This is a genomic window from Mycobacterium shinjukuense (genome assembly GCF_010730055.1).
GTDB classification, from domain to species: domain Bacteria; phylum Actinomycetota; class Actinomycetes; order Mycobacteriales; family Mycobacteriaceae; genus Mycobacterium; species Mycobacterium shinjukuense.
The window spans coordinates 3,126,948-3,142,897 of sequence record NZ_AP022575.1; the positions used below are offsets into that span (position 1 = coordinate 3,126,948).

Genomic DNA, 15,950 nt, shown 5'->3' on the forward strand with positions numbered 1-15,950 from the left:
TTCGTGGCAAGGCGGCCGCGACGATCACCGCCGCGCTACTCCACTTCCTTCCGGCTGGCCAGATGGCCAAGGCCCAGGATCGGCTTCCTACCGAAATCCGGGTGCTGCTACATCCGCGGCCGTAGCGCAGGCGGAACTTGCCAGCCGACCCCAAGACGACCTCGCCGGGAGTCTCAGCTGCGGCCCTCGAACCGGAGCGGTCGATGCGTCGACGAAAAATCGAAAGACGGCTCAGCGGTGTGCCTTCCGTCGGTGAGCCGCACAACATAGGTGCGGTCGGCCGGGCGATACTCGACCGTGCCGCCCTCGACGACCATTCCCACCAACGCGTTACCGTCCCGGAAGAAGTACGCGTTGTCTTCCGGGCGCAGGGAGTCAAGGTGACAACCGGGCACGATTACGACACTCCGGTGAGGATCACCCGTGAGGACCAGAATCCGCGCGCCGTGCTCCTCGGCCGTCTCCGGCCGCTTTCTGCACGACCTTCTTGGCTACCGCGTTCCGTACGCCCTTCTTCACCGCGGCCTTGGCCGGTGACTTTTGCCGCCTCGTGACATGCTCAGCCATGGATGCAGCCCTTTCTATCATCATCGGCACCGTCACCTTGTCACCCCGGCTGGCTGCGCGGCGAGGGCCGAACGTCCTCAACTGCGCGCCATGGTCGGTCAGCAAGGTACCTAATACCGTTCCCATGGGCGCCGGATCGGCGCACACTCGGCAGATGAGGCTTTTCGCCGATCGCGGCGATGCCGGACGGCAGTTGGCACGGCGTCTGATGGATCTGTACGGCCAGGACGTCGTTGTCCTCGGCCTGCCGCGCGGCGGGGTGCCGGTGGCCTTCGAGGTCGCCACGGCGCTGCAGGCACCACTCGACGTCCTCGTGGTGCGCAAGCTCGGGGTGCCGTTCCAACCCGAATTGGCGTTCGGAGCCATCGGCGAAGACGGCGTGCGGGTGCTCAACGACGACGTCGTGCGAGCGGTGCACCTCGACGACGCAGACATGGACGCCGTGGAACGCGAGCAGCGAAACGAATTGCAACGCCGGGCGGAACGGTTCCGCCGCGGGCGTGCTCGGATCTCCTTGACCGGACGGACCGCGGTGATCGTCGATGATGGCATCGCGACCGGCGCAACCGCCAAGGCGGCATGTCAGGTCGCCCGCGCGCATGGGGCGAGCAGGATCATCCTGGCCGTTCCCATTGGCCCACACGACATCGTGGCGAGGTTCGCCGGATACGTCGACGAGGTGGTGTGCCTGCAAAGCCCGGCATTCTTCTACGCCGTTGGGCAGGGTTACCGCAACTTCAGCCAGACCTCGGATGACGAGGTGGTCACGCTGCTGGATCGCGCCGGGGGCCTAACCGGCGCCGCGGCCATCGATGACGACGACCCGCCCGTGCACAACGAAGAAGTGCGGCTGCTCGCCGCCGGGGTGTTCCTGGCCGGGCAGCTGACCATCCCCGAGCACCCGAGAGGCATCGTGGTTTTCGCCCACGGCAGTGGAAGCGGCCGGCACAGTCCCCGCAATCGCTACGTCGCAGAAGTGTTGACCGGAGCCCGCCTTGCCACCCTGCTGTTCGACTTGCTCACGGCCGAAGAAGAACGCGACCGGGTCAACGTCTTCGACATCGAGCTGCTGGCCTGCCGACTGGTCGACGTGACCGGTTGGCTGGCCACCCGGCCCGACACCGCGTCGCTGCCGGTCGGCTACTTCGGCGCGAGCACGGGGGCGGGCGCGGCGCTGCTTGCGGCCACCGATCCACGAGTGGTGGTGCGGGCGGTGGTGTCCCGCGGCGGCCGGCCCGATCTCGCGGGTCGCTCGCTGACCAACGTCACGGCGCCCACCCTGCTGATTGTGGGCGGGCGCGACCGGGCGGTCCTTGAGCTGAATCGCCAAGCGCAGGCGGCGATGCCCGGGCAGTGCGAGCTCACCGTGGTGGCCGGGGCCACCCACCTGTTCGAGGAACCGGGCACGCTTGAACAGGTCGCCGCCTTGGCGTGCGACTGGTTCGTCCAGCATTTGAGCCGCGCGATCACCAGCCGCTAGGTCACGCGAGAGACGCTAAAGACCATGGCCGACAGAGCATCCGGACACCGAAGCGTCCCGCACACCGCGGATCTGCGGATCGAGGCGTGGGCACCCACCCGCGACGGATGCATCAGGCAAGCGGTGCTCGGCGCGGTAGAAAGCTTCCTGGACATCTCCGCGGCCACGGCGCAACGGACTCGCCGGCGCCGGATGGAGGCCCACAGCGACGACGATCTGCTGGCGGCCGCCCTGGAGGAGGTCATCTACCTGCTGGACACCACCGGAGAGGCCCCGGTCGACGTCAACCTGAGCGAGGCCGACGGCGGTGTCGACCTGACGCTGGCGATGGTGGATGCGGGCGCGCTGCCTCAGCTAGGGGCGGTGCCAAAGGCGGTGTCGCTCAATGAGCTTCACCTGGCGCATGATAAGCGTGGCTGGCGATGCTCGGTCACTCTCGACGTCTGATGGAGCAGCCACATGAAGCTGATCGAGGAGACTGAATACCGGTTCCGCATCGAACGAGAGGGCGCCATGCGGGTGCCCGGGATCGTGTACGCCTCCCGCGCACTGCTCCCCGGCGAACCCGGAGACAAGACGTTGACCCAGGTGGCGAACGTGGCGACGCTGCCGGGGATCGTCCGAGCGGCCTACGCGATGCCCGACGTGCACTGGGGGTACGGCTTTCCCATCGGCGGCGTCGCGGCCACCGATGTCGACAACGGCGGTGTCGTCTCCCCCGGCGGCGTCGGGTTTGACATCTCGTGCGGGGTGCGGCTGCTGGTCAGCCCCGAACTGGATCGTGACCGCCTGCGGCCACGGCTGCGCGCGGTGATGGACCACCTCGACCGCGCGATACCGCGCGGAGTGGGCACCAAGGGTGTGTGGCGGTTGCCCAATCGCGCTGCGTTGCAGCAGATCCTCACCGGCGGCGCCCGCTTCGCGGTGGAGCAAGGACACGGGGTCGCGCGGGACTTGCAGCGGTGCGAGGACGGCGGCGCGCTTGACGGCGCCGATGCGGCGACGGTCAGCGACCGGGCGGTCGAACGCGGCCTCGGGCAGGTCGGCAGCCTGGGTTCGGGCAACCATTTTCTCGAGGTGCAGGCCGTCGATCGCGCCTACGACGCGGCCGCGGCCGCGCGGATGGGGCTGGCCGAGGGCGCGGTCTGCGTCATGATCCACACCGGATCGCGGGGCCTGGGTCATCAAATCTGCACCGACCATGTGCACCAGATGGGAAACGCCATGGGCCGCTTCGGCATTGAGGTGCCCGACCGTCAGCTGGCCTGCGTTCCCGTGCACTCCCCCGAGGGGCAGGCATACCTGGCGGCGATGGCCGCCGCGGCCAATTACGGACGCGCCAACCGCCAGCTGCTGACCGAGGCAACCCGTCGCGTGTTCGACCGGGAAACCTCGACGACCCTGGACGTGCTGTACGACGTGTCGCACAACCTGGCCAAGCTGGAGAAGCATCCCGTCGACGGCCAGCTGCGTACCGTCTGCGTGCACCGCAAGGGGGCGACTCGTTCGCTGCCGCCGTATCACCCCGAGTTGCCCGCCGACCTGGCCGCCGTCGGCCAACCGGTGCTGATACCCGGCACGATGGGCACGGCCTCCTACGTGCTGGCGGGAGTGCCGGAAAACCCGGCGTTCTTCTCGACGGCGCACGGTGCCGGCCGGGTGCAGAGCCGCCATCAGGCCGCCCGGCACACCAATGCCGACGCGCTGCGCAGGGCGCTGGAACAGGCCGGCATCCTGGTCCGCGGCAGCTCACGGCGCGGGCTGGCCGAGGAGACGCCCGAAGCGTACAAGGACATCGACGCCGTCATCGAGACCAGCCACCGGGCCGGGCTGGCGCGTAAGATCGCGCGCCTTGTCCCGTTGGGAGTCGTGAAAGGGTGACAACGGGTGCTGCATGGTCGTACGGGCAACCCGACCCGGCTTTGCCCGCCCCACCGCGCTAACCGGCAGGGATCCCGATGGTGCCTACGACGAGGAGGGCCGACGCACATGCGAACCGTTTACCACGAAAAGCTCGCCCAGCTGGCCGATCAGTTGAGCAGGCTGTGCAGTCTGACCGGGGCCGCGATAGAGCACGCGACCGGTGCGCTGTTGCACGCCGACCCCGCCGCCGCGGAGCAGACGATCACCGACTACCGCCACATCGAGGCGCTGTGCACGCACGCCGAAGAGTGCGCCATCGCGTTGCTGGCGCTGCAGCAGCCGGTGGCCGGTGAGCTGCGCAGCATCGTCAGCTGGATGCAGATCGTCGCCGACGTGGACCGGATGGGCGCGTTGGCGGCGCACGTGGCCGAGATCGTCCTGCAGCGACACCCAAACCACGTGTTGCCCACCGAGGTTGAACATCACTTCGCCGAAATGGGCCGGGTGGCTCACGAATTGGCACAGAGCGCGCAGGAAGTGTTGGCGACCCGCGATCCGGACAAGGCGGCGCGCATTCGCGACCAGGACGACGAGATGGATGGGCTGCACCGGCAGCTGTACACCGCCCTCATGGATCGCGACTGGACGCATGGCGTCCCGGCCGCTGTCGATCTCGCTCTGCTCGCCCGCTTCTATGAGCGCTTCGCCGACCACGCGGTCGAGATCGGCAGGCGGGTGGTCTTCCAAGTCACCGGCACCCGTCTTCCCGAGCAAGCGGTGGGGACGCACTGAGCCGGCGTAGCGGTCTAGCCCGCCGGGGTGATCAATCCGTAATGCCCGTCGTAGCGGTGATACAACACGCTGGCGCGACCCTGGGCGGCGTCGATAAAGAACAGGAACGGCAGGCCGAGTAAGCCGAGCCGCTCGACGGCCTCCTCGTCGGTCAGGCATGGCGCCGGTTGCGGGCTGATGGTGAGGGGCAGCTCGAACGGGCTCAGCTGATCCGCCGGGACGGGTGCTACCAGCGCGAGGCGATGGCCGGTCGGACCACCACGGTAGAGGACACCGGCGGTACCGGTGCCGTTCTCGGTGAACAGGTGAAAGTCGTAGTCGAGCAGATCCATTTCGAGGGCGGCCTCGTCGACCGTGCAGGGCGCCATGGCGAACGATTTGCGCCGGATGACCCGGCGTTCCTCGACCGGACGGGGAAAGTAGCTGGGCCGGTGCGTGGGCTGGGATTCGTGCCGCCATTGGTGCGGGCCGACCGTCGGTTGCTCACCCCGTCGAGACTCCCAGTGTTCGGCCGCCCGTTCCAACCGGTGCCGCAACCGCGCCTCGAGCCGGTCAATCGCCTCATGAGCGGTCACACCCTGAACTTGGGCACGGACCAGCCGACCGTCGACGTTGAGATTGGCCTGCGCGACCACGGGTCGCTCCACCGCTGGATCGCGATGCTCGGTCAACCGGACGCGGGCATGCAGCACCGGTCGGTGGGTGATCCGTCCGAGTTGGCCGATCTTGGTGCGCGCGTAGTCGGCCGCACCGGGAAGCTCGCCGCGTGTTGTCACGTCGACGTCGATGGCCGGCGGCAATTCTGTTCGATGACGCATGGTGTCCTTGCTACGCCGCAAATCCGCACCCGGTCCAGGGCCAAAGGTCACCGTCCCTGCGCGAGCAGACGTCAAAGCCCCTGAAAACGGGCGTTTTCTGGGGCTTTGACGTCTGCTCGCGGTGGAAGTCGGCGTCAGAATTCGCAGGACCGTCCCGCGCAGCCGCCGCTGAACTCGGTGCCGGCCTGCGCCAGCACGGGTTCCGGCGCGGCGTAGGACAACACCTGTCCCTCGCGGCTGCCGTAACGATAGACCGTGATGCCCTTGACGTTCGCCTTCCAGGCGGCCAAATAGATGGCGCGAACGTCGTCGACGGTTGCGGTGGCCGGCAAGTTGACCGTCTTGGACACCGCGGCATCGACGTGGCGTTGCACCGCGGCCTGCATGCGCAGGTGCCACTGCGGGGCAATCTCCGCCGCGGTCGGGAACGCCGCGCGCACCTCGGCGGGCAGCTGCGGATAGCCACGCACTCCCCCGCGCCGCGCGATCTCGGCGATCAGCTCATCGGAATAGAAGCCCCGATCGCGGGCCAGCCGGTCAAAGCACGGGTTGACCTCGAGCAGGTGCCTGCCGACGATGGCGCGGGTGAAGGCGATGGCGAACATCGGCTCGATCCCGGCGGTGGTGCCGGCGATCAGCGAGATGGTTCCGGTCGGGGCGACAGAGGTGACCTGCGCGTTCCGCCGCGGGCCCGACCGCGCAAGGCGGCTCTCGGCGAACGCCGGGAAGGCGCCCCGGTCGGCGGCCAGCCGTCGTGACACCGTGTGCGCCTGCTGCTGAATGCGACGCATGATCTGGCCGGCCAACCGAACGGCTTGCTCGCTGTCGTATGGAATGCCCAGGGTGGCAAGCAGTTCCGCCAAGCCCATGACACCCAGCCCGATCTTGCGGGTGGCTCGGGTGGCCTCGCCCAGTTCCGGAAAGGGGTAGCGGCTGACGTCGATGACGTCATCGAGGAATCGCAGCGCCACCCCGGTGACCTCATCGAGCCGGTCCCAGTCGATGTGACCGTCGGTGATCATCCGAGCCAGGTTGATCGAACCCAGGTTGCACGACTCGTAGGGCAGCAGCGGGACCTCCCCGCACGGGTTGGTCGCCTCGATCCGGCCTCGCCCGGGCACCGGGTTGGCCCGGTTGATCGTGTCGAGAAACACCAGCCCGGGATCGCCGCACGCGTGCGCGGCCTCGCAGATGGCGTCGAACAGCTCGGCGGCGGGCACCCGCGCAACGGTCTTGCCGGTTCGCGGATTGACCAGCCGGTGGGTGCCGTTGCGTTCGACGGCGCGCAGAAACGCGTGGGTCACGCCCACCGACAAGTTGAAATGCGTAAGCTCGCTGGGCGATTCGGCCTTGGTGGTGATGAAGGCGTAGACATCGGGGTGCGACACATCAAGCACCGCCATGCAAGCACCGCGCCTGCGGCCGCCCATCGAGACCACGCCCGCGGCGGCGTCATAGAGCCGCAGAAACGACACCGGTCCGCTGGCCGTGCCGCCCGTGGTGGCCACCCGGTCCCCGGCGGGTCGCAGGTGACTGAACGCATACCCGGTGCCGCCTCCGGCCCGCTGGATCTCAGCGGCCCGCCCCAGGGTGGTGAAGATGGAGCGCAGCGAATCCTCAACGGGCAACACAAAACAGCCGGCCAGCAGGCCGAGGTCGGTGCCGGCATTCATCAGCGTGGGCGAATTCGGCAGGAATTCGAGGTTACGCAGTAACACCGCGAACCGCTCGGCCCACTGCGTCGACGAGCCGCGCTGGTACTCGTCTTCGGCCGCCGCGACACAGCGCGCTGCCCGGTCCATCATCTCGCCGGTCGACTCGATCGTCCGGCCCCGCTGGTCGCGCAGCAGATAGCGTTCCCGCAGCACCGTCACCGCCGCCAGGCTCAGCTTCAACTCGTCCCGCACGCCCAGCAGTGCCTTGGCCGTGCGCAGCTCGGCGCGCCGCTGCCGGTAGATGATGTAGGCGCGGGCGACGTCGTCCAGACCGGTTTCCCCCAGTCGGGCCTCGACGAGATCCTGGATGTCCTCGACAGCCGCGATGCCGGGCCCCAGCGCGTCAGCGACGACCCTCGCCACGGTGACCGGCACATCGGGATCATCACAGGTCACCTCGCGAGCCGCCCGCGCTACCGCAGCTTGAATTCGCGCGATGTCGAACGGCACCAAAGTTCCGTCTCGACGCCGGACTTTCGCCGGCCATCCCGCAGCCACCGCCGGCTGCACTGCGTGAGCTGGAACCGACCTACCCGCCCGTGGGATGGGTGATCGCCGATTGCACCGCCCCGAACCGATGTTGCGCCCGCTCGTCTGCTGACTTCTGCTCTTCGGCGGTGACGACGATCGCGTCTGGGCCGGGAACCACCGTCGCCTCATGGTCGGTGTCGACCCAGCGCACCACATACGGTGGTGAACCATCGGATGAATGCACCTCGGTGATCAAGCCTCGGTGCTCCGGTCGATCGATCGTGGTGCCCTTGATTACCAGCCAGTCTCCGACGCTTGCCTTCATGAGCATCCCCTTCCTTCGGCAAGGTCCATCGTGCACACATGGGGCGCATCGGCGGAAGGGCAGTAGGCCAACTCCTTCTGGTGCCGAGGCCCCTCGGTCCGTGGCCCGGGGCGCCCGCACCCGCTACGCGCGGTCTGCGTGCGAGCTGATGCCCATGCCCCATGGTAGTCCGCATGGTTGGCAGATGTCAGAGCGCGCTTGCGCGTCAACACCTTTCACCGCGTGACTGGCAACTCCTTCACCAGGCTCTCCGGCGGCGACCTGGCCGCCGCGATCTACGCCGCCGTCAATGCGACTCCGACGTCCCTGATCGCCAGGACGGTGATGAGGGCGCCGCGGTGAGGCACCAGGATGACGTGCTTCAGCCGTTGCCGTTCGCCGGCGGCGGTGGTGGTGCTCAATGCGGCCCGGCGCAAGATCTCACGCAGCACGACCCGCATCTCGACCTGGGCGAAGGCGGCGCCCAGACAGCGCCGATTGCCGCCGCCGAACGGAAACCAGGTCGCCGGGCTCAGGGTGGCGCCCAGCATCCGATCCGGGTCGAACCGGGCGGGTTCGGGGTAGATCGCCGGGCTTGCGTGCACCAGCCCCATCGCCGGGACGACCATGGTCCCGGCCGGCAGCCGGTAACCGGCCAGCCGCACCGGCACGGTGAGGATCCGGCCCACATCGAACACCACCGGACGAAGTCGCAGCGTCTCCTTCGCCAGCGCGTCGAGGTACTCGTCGGCCGTCGCGTCGCCCGCCGCGCTGGCCTCGGCCGCCCGCACCGCCTTGTCCAGGATCACCGGGTGTCGGGTCAACCGCTCCAACGCCCACGCCAACGCGGTCGCGGTGGTGTCGTGGCCGGCCACCAGCAGCGTCATCAGCTGGTCACGGAGTTCTCGGTCAGTCATCGCGCCCACCGGCTTCGGGGAGCCGTGATCGGCGGCGCGCACCAGCATGGCCAGCGTGTCGGTGCGCGCGGCCAGATCCCGGTCGGCGCGCCGGTCGGCGATCTCGGCGTACAGCAGCTGGTCGGCCTCGTCGATTCGCCGGCGCAGCGCTCGCCACGGGCGGCGGCGAAGCCGGTCCGGCTCGGCGAGTCCGAGCGTCTCCCACGCCCCCACGTTGAGCAGCCGAGGCATGACCTTGCGCAGCGCGGCCAGCCGCGCCGGGTCGGTGGCGCCGATGACCGTCCGCAGGATCACCTCGAGGGTGATCTCAGACATCTTGGGCGCCACCGCGAACCGTTTGCCCACCGGCCATCCGGCGATGTTTTCCGCCGCGATCTTAGCCATCAACGCGGCCTGGCGGGCGACCGCGTCGCGGTGGAATGGTGGCAGCATCAGCCGGCGCCGGTCCCGATGCACGTCGTCGTCGATCACCAGCAGTGAGGTGTCGCCGAGCATGCCGCGCAACATCGAGTTCGCTTCCCCGGCATGGAAGATGCTCGGGTCGCCAGCAAACACCGTCTTGATATCGGCGGGATCGGCCAGATACACCAGGGTGCCAAACCGCCCGACTCTGAGGGTGAAAACGCTGCCATAGCGACGTTGACAGGCGGCCACGAACCGCGACCCATGGCTCAACATCAACGCGGCCTGCACCCACCCGGGCAGCGGAGGCCCCGGCGGCAGCGAACCGGATTCGCCCATCGGGGCAATTCTACGTGCGCGGGCTGCCACGCCTGCCCATCGGTTCGCGGCGCGGTACCGCGCCCGAAGGCGCTGCAGGCTGTAGGGTCAGCGTGTCTGACACCATCTCGGGCGTACAGGAGAGGGCCGCCCCGTTCCAGGCTGGTAACCCAGCTCGTCGACGCCGACGCGCCGATCCGACCACCAACGCCGCGCCGTCGCGCCGGAGCCAGAGGGACATTCGTGAGCCGATTCACCGAGACGATGTATGCCAACGCCCACAACAGTCGTCGGGGCATGAACACCGGCGAGCCAGACGCACCGGTCCGGCATACCTGGCGACAGGTGCACGAGCGCAGCCGCCGGGTTGCCGGTGGCCTGGCAACCAGCGGGGTAGGGCACGGCGACGCGGTTGCGGTGCTGGCCGGAGCGCCCGTGGAGATCGCCCCGACCGCGCAGGGGATATGGATGCGCGGCGCCAGCCTCACGATGCTGCATCAGCCCACGCAGCGCACCGACCTACGGCGCTGGGCCGAAGAGACCGTGACCGTCATCAGGATGATCGGCGCCCAGGTGGTCGTGGTCTCCGACCCGTTCATGGCAGCCGCACCGCTGCTGTCCGGTCTGGGCATGCGGGTCCTGACGGTCGAACAGCTCCTCGAGGGGCGCCCGATCGACCCGGTTGACACCGATGATGATGATGTCGCGCTGCTCCAATTGACGTCCGGCTCCACGGGATTTCCCAAGGCCGTCAGGATCAGCCACCGCAACGTCGTCGCCAATGCCGAGGCGATGTTCGTCGGCGCCGAAGTCGACCGGGAATCCGACGTGATCGTCAGCTGGCTGCCGTGCTTCCACGACATGGGCATGACCGGCTACTTGACGGTCCCGATGTACTTCGGTGTCGAACTGGTCAAGGTCACCCCGACGGACTTCCTCCGCGACACCCTGCTGTGGGCGAAACTCATCGACAGGTACCACGCCACCATGACGGCGGCGCCCAACTTCGCCTACACGATGTTCGCCAAACGACTGCGCAAGCAGGCTCAGCCCGGTCAGTTCGACCTGTCCACGCTGCGATGGGCGCTGTCGGGCGCTGAGCAGGTCGAGCCCGACGACGTCGACGACCTGTGCGAGGCCGGCGCGCCCTTCGGCCTGCGTCCCGAGGCGATCGTGCCCGCCTACGGCATGGCCGAGACGACGGTGGCGGTCTCGTTCACCGAGTGCGGCCGCGGGTTGGTGGTCGACCAGGTAGATGCCGACCTGCTCGCCGTCCTGCACCGCGCGCTGCCAGCGTCCAACGGCAGGACGCGGCGGCTGGCCTCCGTCGGCCGACCGCTCAAGGGGCTACAGGCCCGGATCGTCGACCAACATGGCAACGTGCTGCCGGCTCGCGGCGTCGGCGTGGTCCACGTCCGCGGTGAACCGGTGACACTGGGCTACACGACGGCTGCCGGCTTCGTCAGCGCCCAGGACCAGCAGGGTTGGTACGACACGGGCGACCTGGGATATTTCACCGAAACCGGCAACCTGGTGATGTGCGGCCGAGTAAAGGACGTGATCATCATGGCGGGTCGCAACGTCTATCCGACCGACATCGAGCGCGCCGCTTCCCGGGTTCCGGGGGTGCGGCCCGGCGGCGCGGTGGCGGTGCGCCTGGATGCCGGGCATCCGCGCGAAACGTTCGCCGTCGCCGTCGAATCCAATCTCTGGGAGCATCCCACCCAGGCGCGCCGCATCGAGCGCCAGGTTGCCCACGAGGTCGTCGCCGAGGTCGATGTGCGGCCCCGCAACGTGGTTGTGCTCGAGCCGGGCATGATCCCGAAGACGCCGTCGGGAAAGCTGCGGCGCGCCCACGCCCTGGCCCTGCTCACCTGATCGACGCGAGTCGAGCAGATAGCGCATCCATCTTGCTTCCGGGCCGGCCGGTTGTCCGGTACACAAGGCCCTCGCCGCATTACTCAGACAACGCGGAAGGGTCGAGTCCCCGTTCACTGCCGCGGTTGCCCCGCGGGCGCTTTGCCACCGCCAACCCAGCGCGGACGTCGTCGGGCACGCGTTGGCTTCGCTCATTGTCGCCGTCAGCACCAGCGCGATCATCACGTCGGCGTAGGTAACGAACAGCCCGATCCAGTAGGCCCACTTTAGGCTCGGATCCGATTGGGAGGCAAAGAACATGATCAAGAAGATCGGACCGACGATGCCGCAAACGAACATCATCAGCTGAGTGCGCACGTACCGCAGGAAGGTGGACAATCCGTAATCTCCCATCACCGGGCGACAACAGCCTGCGGGGTGCTGGCAAGACGTTGCTTCGTTCCAGCGCACTAGCAATACCGATGCTGGCCGGCATCGGGGGCAGAGCCACGACTACCTCCGGCGATGCGATAGCTCAGACCCGAAATAGCGTGGCAACAAACAGGATAGACATACCGGCAGCCATCATCGCCTGACCTAGGTTACCCAGCGACCTGGACCCGGCCGCCTCGTGCCGCTGGGTGAAGTATCGGAATGTCCAGACAACCGCCGCGACGGCCAAACCGACCACGCCGAACCAGTTCACCGCGCTGAACCAGAGCGGCGACCCGTCGCTTGCCAGCATGTCCATCGCGGCCATGTCCATGCCCGGCATCGACCCACCGTGCCCGGTAGCGTGCTGGGCGCTCGACGAGCCGGGGAGCAGATGGCCGTCCATGACGACATACATCCAGGCCGTCGCCAGCATCATCAGGCCGTGATACCCGTACAGGCCGCGCACGCCGGTCGCTTGCGCCGCGACCACCGCCATCGTCACGAACCACGCGGCCGCCAGCAGGAAAAACACCGCCGGTCCCGTCGCCGGCAACCGTGCGCCCCACGGCCAAGCCATCACCGCCATCCCAACTGCCATCACGAAGTGCAGCCCATGGTTGACGACCCACGTCCACGGCCGGAGTCTGGCGGCGATCGCGAGACCACACTCGGCAGCCGGCAACGCGAACAGTCCGGTGACCACCCAACGAAGCATCAGATCGTGGATCATGCGCTGCCAAGGCACTCAGACCGCTGGGCGGTCATGCGGCTTGTCCGTCGCGGCCAAAGCTGCGCAGCCGCAGCGAATTGGTCACCACGCTGACCGAGGAGAACCCCATGGCCGCGCCCGCGATGACCGGGTTAAGCATGCCCAGCGCGGCCAGGGGGATCGCGGCCGTGTTGTACCCGAAGGCCCAGCCAAGATTCTGGTAGATCGTGCGCAGGGTTCGCCTGGAGAGCTGGATCGCCAGCACGACACGGTCGAGCTGGCCGGAGATCAGCGTGATATCGGAGGCCTCGATCGCCACGTCGGTACCGGTGCCGATCGCGATGCCCAGATCGGCCTGCACCAGCGCGGGCGCGTCGTTGACGCCGTCGCCGACCATCGCGACCACCCGGCCCTCGTCCTGCAGTCGGCGGATCTCGGTCACCTTGTCCTGCGGCAACACCTCGGCCAACACTCGGTCGATGCCGACCCGCTGGGCGATCGCGGCCGCCGTGCGGGCGTTGTCGCCGGTGATCATGGCGACCTGCAGCCCCATGGCGTGCAGCCGACGGACCACGTCGACGGCGTCGTCCTTGACGGTGTCAGCCACCGCGAGCACACCCACCACCTGGTCGTCGCGGCCGACGAACACCGCGGTGCGGCCCTGTGCTTCCAGCTCCGCGGCCGCGGCGGCGAGGTGGTCGGGTAGCAGCAATTTCTGCTCGTCGACGAGCTTGCGCCGCCCCACCAGCACGGTCCGACCGTCGATCTCGGCCCGCACCCCGTGTCCCGCGAGGTTGGCGAACGCCGTGGCCTCCGGAATCTCCAATCCCCGCTCGCGCGCTTCGGCGACGATCGCCGCGCCGATGGGGTGTTCGGAGCCCGACTCGACCGCGGCGGCGATGCGCAACACCAGATCGGGCTGGCGCCGCTTGCCGGCGATCACATCGGTGAGCCGCATCTGGCCGCGCGTGAGGGTGCCGGTCTTGTCGAACACCACGGTGTCGATCTTCTTCGACGCTTCCAGCACCTCGCCACCCTTGACCAGGATCCCCATCTCCGCGCCCCGGCCGGTGCCGACGGTGATCGCGGTGGGGGTGGCCAGGCCTAGGGCACACGGGCACGCGATGATCAGCACGGCGACCGCGGCGGTCATGCCCGCCACCGGGTTGGCGGCGAGCAGCGTCCACCCGGCGAAGGTCACGGCGGCAACGCCGACGACGGCCGGCACGAACACCGCCGAGACCCGGTCGGCCAGCCGCTGCACCGGGGCCTTGCCACCCTGGGCCTGCTCGACCAGCCGCACAATCTGGGCCAGCGCGGTGTCGGCGCCGACGGCGGTGGCCCGCACGCTCAGCAGCCCGTCGATGTTGACGGTCGCCCCGGCAACACGATCACCCACCGTTTTCTCCACCGGAACCGACTCTCCGGTGAGCATGGACTCATCGACGGCGGCGCGCCCGTCGGTGACCTCACCGTCGACCGGGATCTTCTCCCCCGGCCGCACCCGCACCAGGTCTCCGACGCGCACCTGATCCACCGGCACCAGCAGCTCCTGGCCGTCGACCAGCAGACAGGCCTCTTTGGCGCCCATCTCCAGGAGCTTGCCGATCGCCTCCGACGCCTTGCCGGTGGCCCGGGCCTCGAAGTAGCGGCCCAGCACCACGAACGCGATGATCAGCGCCGAGGTGTCGAAGAACAACGGTCCGCCGGCGAACAACTCGTAGGTGGAGTAGATGAACGCGGTCAACGTGCCCAGCGCGATCAGGGTGTCCATGTTCGCGCTCAACGCCCGCGCCTGCTGGGCCGCCGCCTGCAGGATCGGCCGCCCGGCGACGAACTGCACCGGTACCGTCGCGGCAAGGGCCAACCATCCCGCCCACGGATACGCCCCGAAAAACATCGTCGAAGCCAGCGTCAGCAGCCCCAACGGCATGGCCAGCCATACCCGCCGCAACCACTTCCGCCGCTCGCGAGCATTGTTCCCGCCCGGCGACGAATGGCAAGCGGCGGCCTGCTCCTGGTGACACCCGCCATGTTCCACCGCATCGCTGTCGACATCGGGCGCGCGGCCCAGCCAGCGACGGATCCCGCCGACGACTCTCCGCACCACACCGGTGCGCACATCAGCGGAGTGCGGGGCACGCGCGGGCACCGACTCGGCGGGCACGTGCTCGGCATCGGCGATCGCCGACAGCACGGCAGCGGTGTCGCAGCTCCCGGGCGAATACCAGATCACCACCGACGCCGTACGCGGATAGGCATACACCGCGTGCACTCCGGCTACCTTGGCGACGGCGTCCTCGATCGCCACCGCTCGAACCGCATCATCACGAAACCCCTTGGCGTGCACGCGCATCCGTCCCCCCGCGTTGGACACTACGTCCAACGCGGCGTCGACGTCCGGGAGAGTGTCAGTGGTCACCGGCGTGACCCGGGTCCGCCACCGTCAGCGGTGGCACGTCCTCCCCGACGCGCTCCCTGGCCTCGGCCATCACGTCGGCGACCGTCAGCCGAGCCTGCTCGGCGCTCTCCTGAGCCTTGCGCTCGGCCTCGCGGGTGGCGCGCAGGCCCCAGGCGGTCACGGCGACGGTCGCCTTACGCAGCGGTAGCTTCGTCACCGTCTTGCGTAGCCCCTCATACGCCACGGCCCCTACCAGGCCGGTCACCACCGTCGGCACCGCCCTCGCCACGAACCTATGCAACACCATCGACATCTCAAACGCTCCCTTCACATGGCCGGTCAATCGCCGGGAATCTGGTGATGGTCATACCGCGCTGGTGTCCGTCAGCTCCCCGACCGCCGGCTCGCCGACCGCGCCACCGCCGAGCTGGGCATGCGGACCGGTGAGCGCCGGCGTGAACTTCACGGCATCAATCAACTCTTCGATGGCCGCTTGCCCGCGGCCATCCAACACCGCCGCGGAAAAGCACGTCTCTAGGTGGTTGTGCAACATCACCCGGTTCACCCGTTCCAGCGAGGACTGGACCGCCGAAATCTGCTTCATCACGTCCACGCAGTACGCGTCGGACTCCACCATCCGGATGATGCCATCGAGATGGCCCCTGACCGTCTTCAGCCGGTTCAGCGCCGAACTTTTCTTCGCGGTTATCTCGTCGCCCATAGCACGATCGAGCATACCCCACCCCACCTGGGGTGGGCTACTCCGCCGCGCATGGCCGCAAGCTCGCAGGTCATGGGCGTGTGAATGGCGTGTCACGTTGATCCCCACGCTGGAACGCGGCCACGTCCCCACCTGACAGCGCGAACCGTTGGCCTTTCGCCCTCTGGTCGTCAAACCGTT

At 68.4% G+C, this 15,950-nt stretch carries 14 protein-coding genes; 5 read left to right on the top strand and 9 right to left on the bottom strand.

Translation table 11 applies throughout. The features are described 5' to 3' along the window. Nucleotides 1-173: 173 nt before the first annotated feature. Nucleotides 174-437: a hypothetical protein gene (locus G6N20_RS14130; RefSeq protein ID WP_083047998.1), complete on the bottom strand. Its 264-nt coding sequence runs from the start codon at nt 435-437 to the stop codon at nt 174-176. 284 nt (nt 438-721) lie between these two features. Here G6N20_RS14130 and G6N20_RS14135 point away from each other — a divergent pair, with 284 nt between their 5' ends. The 4 genes from G6N20_RS14135 to phoU all read left to right on the top strand — a co-directional run bounded on the left by G6N20_RS14135 (nt 722) and on the right by phoU (nt 4,702). After that, nucleotides 722-2,047, top strand: a complete 1,326-nt coding sequence (locus G6N20_RS14135; protein ID WP_083048034.1) for a phosphoribosyltransferase family protein — start codon at nt 722-724, stop codon at nt 2,045-2,047. A gap of 24 nt (nt 2,048-2,071) precedes the next feature. Continuing rightward, nucleotides 2,072-2,494 carry an archease gene (locus G6N20_RS14140; RefSeq protein WP_083047996.1) on the top strand — a complete coding sequence of 141 codons (423 nt, stop codon included), beginning with the start codon at nt 2,072-2,074 and terminating at the stop codon, nt 2,492-2,494. 12 nt (nt 2,495-2,506) lie between these two features. After that, nucleotides 2,507-3,928: an RtcB family protein gene (locus G6N20_RS14145; RefSeq protein ID WP_083047994.1), complete on the top strand. Its 1,422-nt coding sequence runs from the start codon at nt 2,507-2,509 to the stop codon at nt 3,926-3,928. 108 nt (nt 3,929-4,036) lie between these two features. Further along, nucleotides 4,037-4,702: a phosphate signaling complex protein PhoU gene (gene phoU / locus G6N20_RS14150; protein WP_083047991.1), complete on the top strand. Its 666-nt coding sequence runs from the start codon at nt 4,037-4,039 to the stop codon at nt 4,700-4,702. A 14-nt stretch (nt 4,703-4,716) separates the two neighbouring features. On the opposite strand, the gene G6N20_RS14155 is transcribed toward phoU, so the two are convergent. From G6N20_RS14155 to G6N20_RS14170, 4 genes are all read right to left on the bottom strand, one after another. Beyond that, on the bottom strand, nt 4,717-5,520 hold the full coding sequence (locus tag G6N20_RS14155; protein ID WP_083048032.1) for a ribosome hibernation promotion factor: 804 nt from the start codon (nt 5,518-5,520) through the stop codon (nt 4,717-4,719). Between the two features lie 134 nt (nt 5,521-5,654). Further along, nucleotides 5,655-7,733: an adenosylcobalamin-dependent ribonucleoside-diphosphate reductase gene (locus tag G6N20_RS14160; RefSeq protein WP_142272009.1), complete on the bottom strand. Its 2,079-nt coding sequence runs from the start codon at nt 7,731-7,733 to the stop codon at nt 5,655-5,657. Nucleotides 7,734-7,764: 31 nt separating this feature from the next. Continuing rightward, on the bottom strand, nt 7,765-8,031 hold the full coding sequence (locus G6N20_RS14165; protein ID WP_142272008.1) for a DUF1918 domain-containing protein: 267 nt from the start codon (nt 8,029-8,031) through the stop codon (nt 7,765-7,767). Between the two features lie 275 nt (nt 8,032-8,306). Then, the gene (locus G6N20_RS14170) at nt 8,307-9,668 is read right to left on the bottom strand and encodes a cytochrome P450 (RefSeq protein ID WP_083047987.1); all 1,362 of its coding nucleotides are present in this window, start codon (nt 9,666-9,668) and stop codon (nt 8,307-8,309) included. A 222-nt stretch (nt 9,669-9,890) separates the two neighbouring features. On the opposite strand from G6N20_RS14170, the gene G6N20_RS14175 reads away from it, so the two are divergent. Further along, on the top strand, nt 9,891-11,525 hold the full coding sequence (locus G6N20_RS14175) for a fatty acyl-AMP ligase (protein WP_083047985.1): 1,635 nt from the start codon (nt 9,891-9,893) through the stop codon (nt 11,523-11,525). Between the two features lie 514 nt (nt 11,526-12,039). Here the strand turns inward: G6N20_RS14175 and G6N20_RS14180 are convergent. Genes G6N20_RS14180 through csoR form a run of 4 tightly spaced genes read right to left on the bottom strand, consistent with a single transcriptional unit; the run spans nt 12,040 to nt 15,770 of the window. Further along, on the bottom strand, nt 12,040-12,669 hold the full coding sequence (locus G6N20_RS14180) for a DUF5134 domain-containing protein (protein ID WP_083047983.1): 630 nt from the start codon (nt 12,667-12,669) through the stop codon (nt 12,040-12,042). 31 nt (nt 12,670-12,700) lie between these two features. Beyond that, nucleotides 12,701-15,004 (bottom strand): copper-translocating P-type ATPase, encoded by a 2,304-nt coding sequence (locus tag G6N20_RS14185; protein WP_083048028.1) that lies wholly within the window; start codon nt 15,002-15,004, stop codon nt 12,701-12,703. 55 nt (nt 15,005-15,059) lie between these two features. After that, nucleotides 15,060-15,356 (bottom strand): DUF1490 family protein, encoded by a 297-nt coding sequence (locus G6N20_RS14190; protein ID WP_083048030.1) that lies wholly within the window; start codon nt 15,354-15,356, stop codon nt 15,060-15,062. A 57-nt stretch (nt 15,357-15,413) separates the two neighbouring features. Next, complete coding sequence (gene csoR / locus G6N20_RS14195; protein ID WP_083047981.1) at nt 15,414-15,770, bottom strand: copper-sensing transcriptional repressor CsoR; 357 nt, start codon at nt 15,768-15,770, stop codon at nt 15,414-15,416. Between the last annotated feature and the right edge of the window lie 180 nt (nt 15,771-15,950).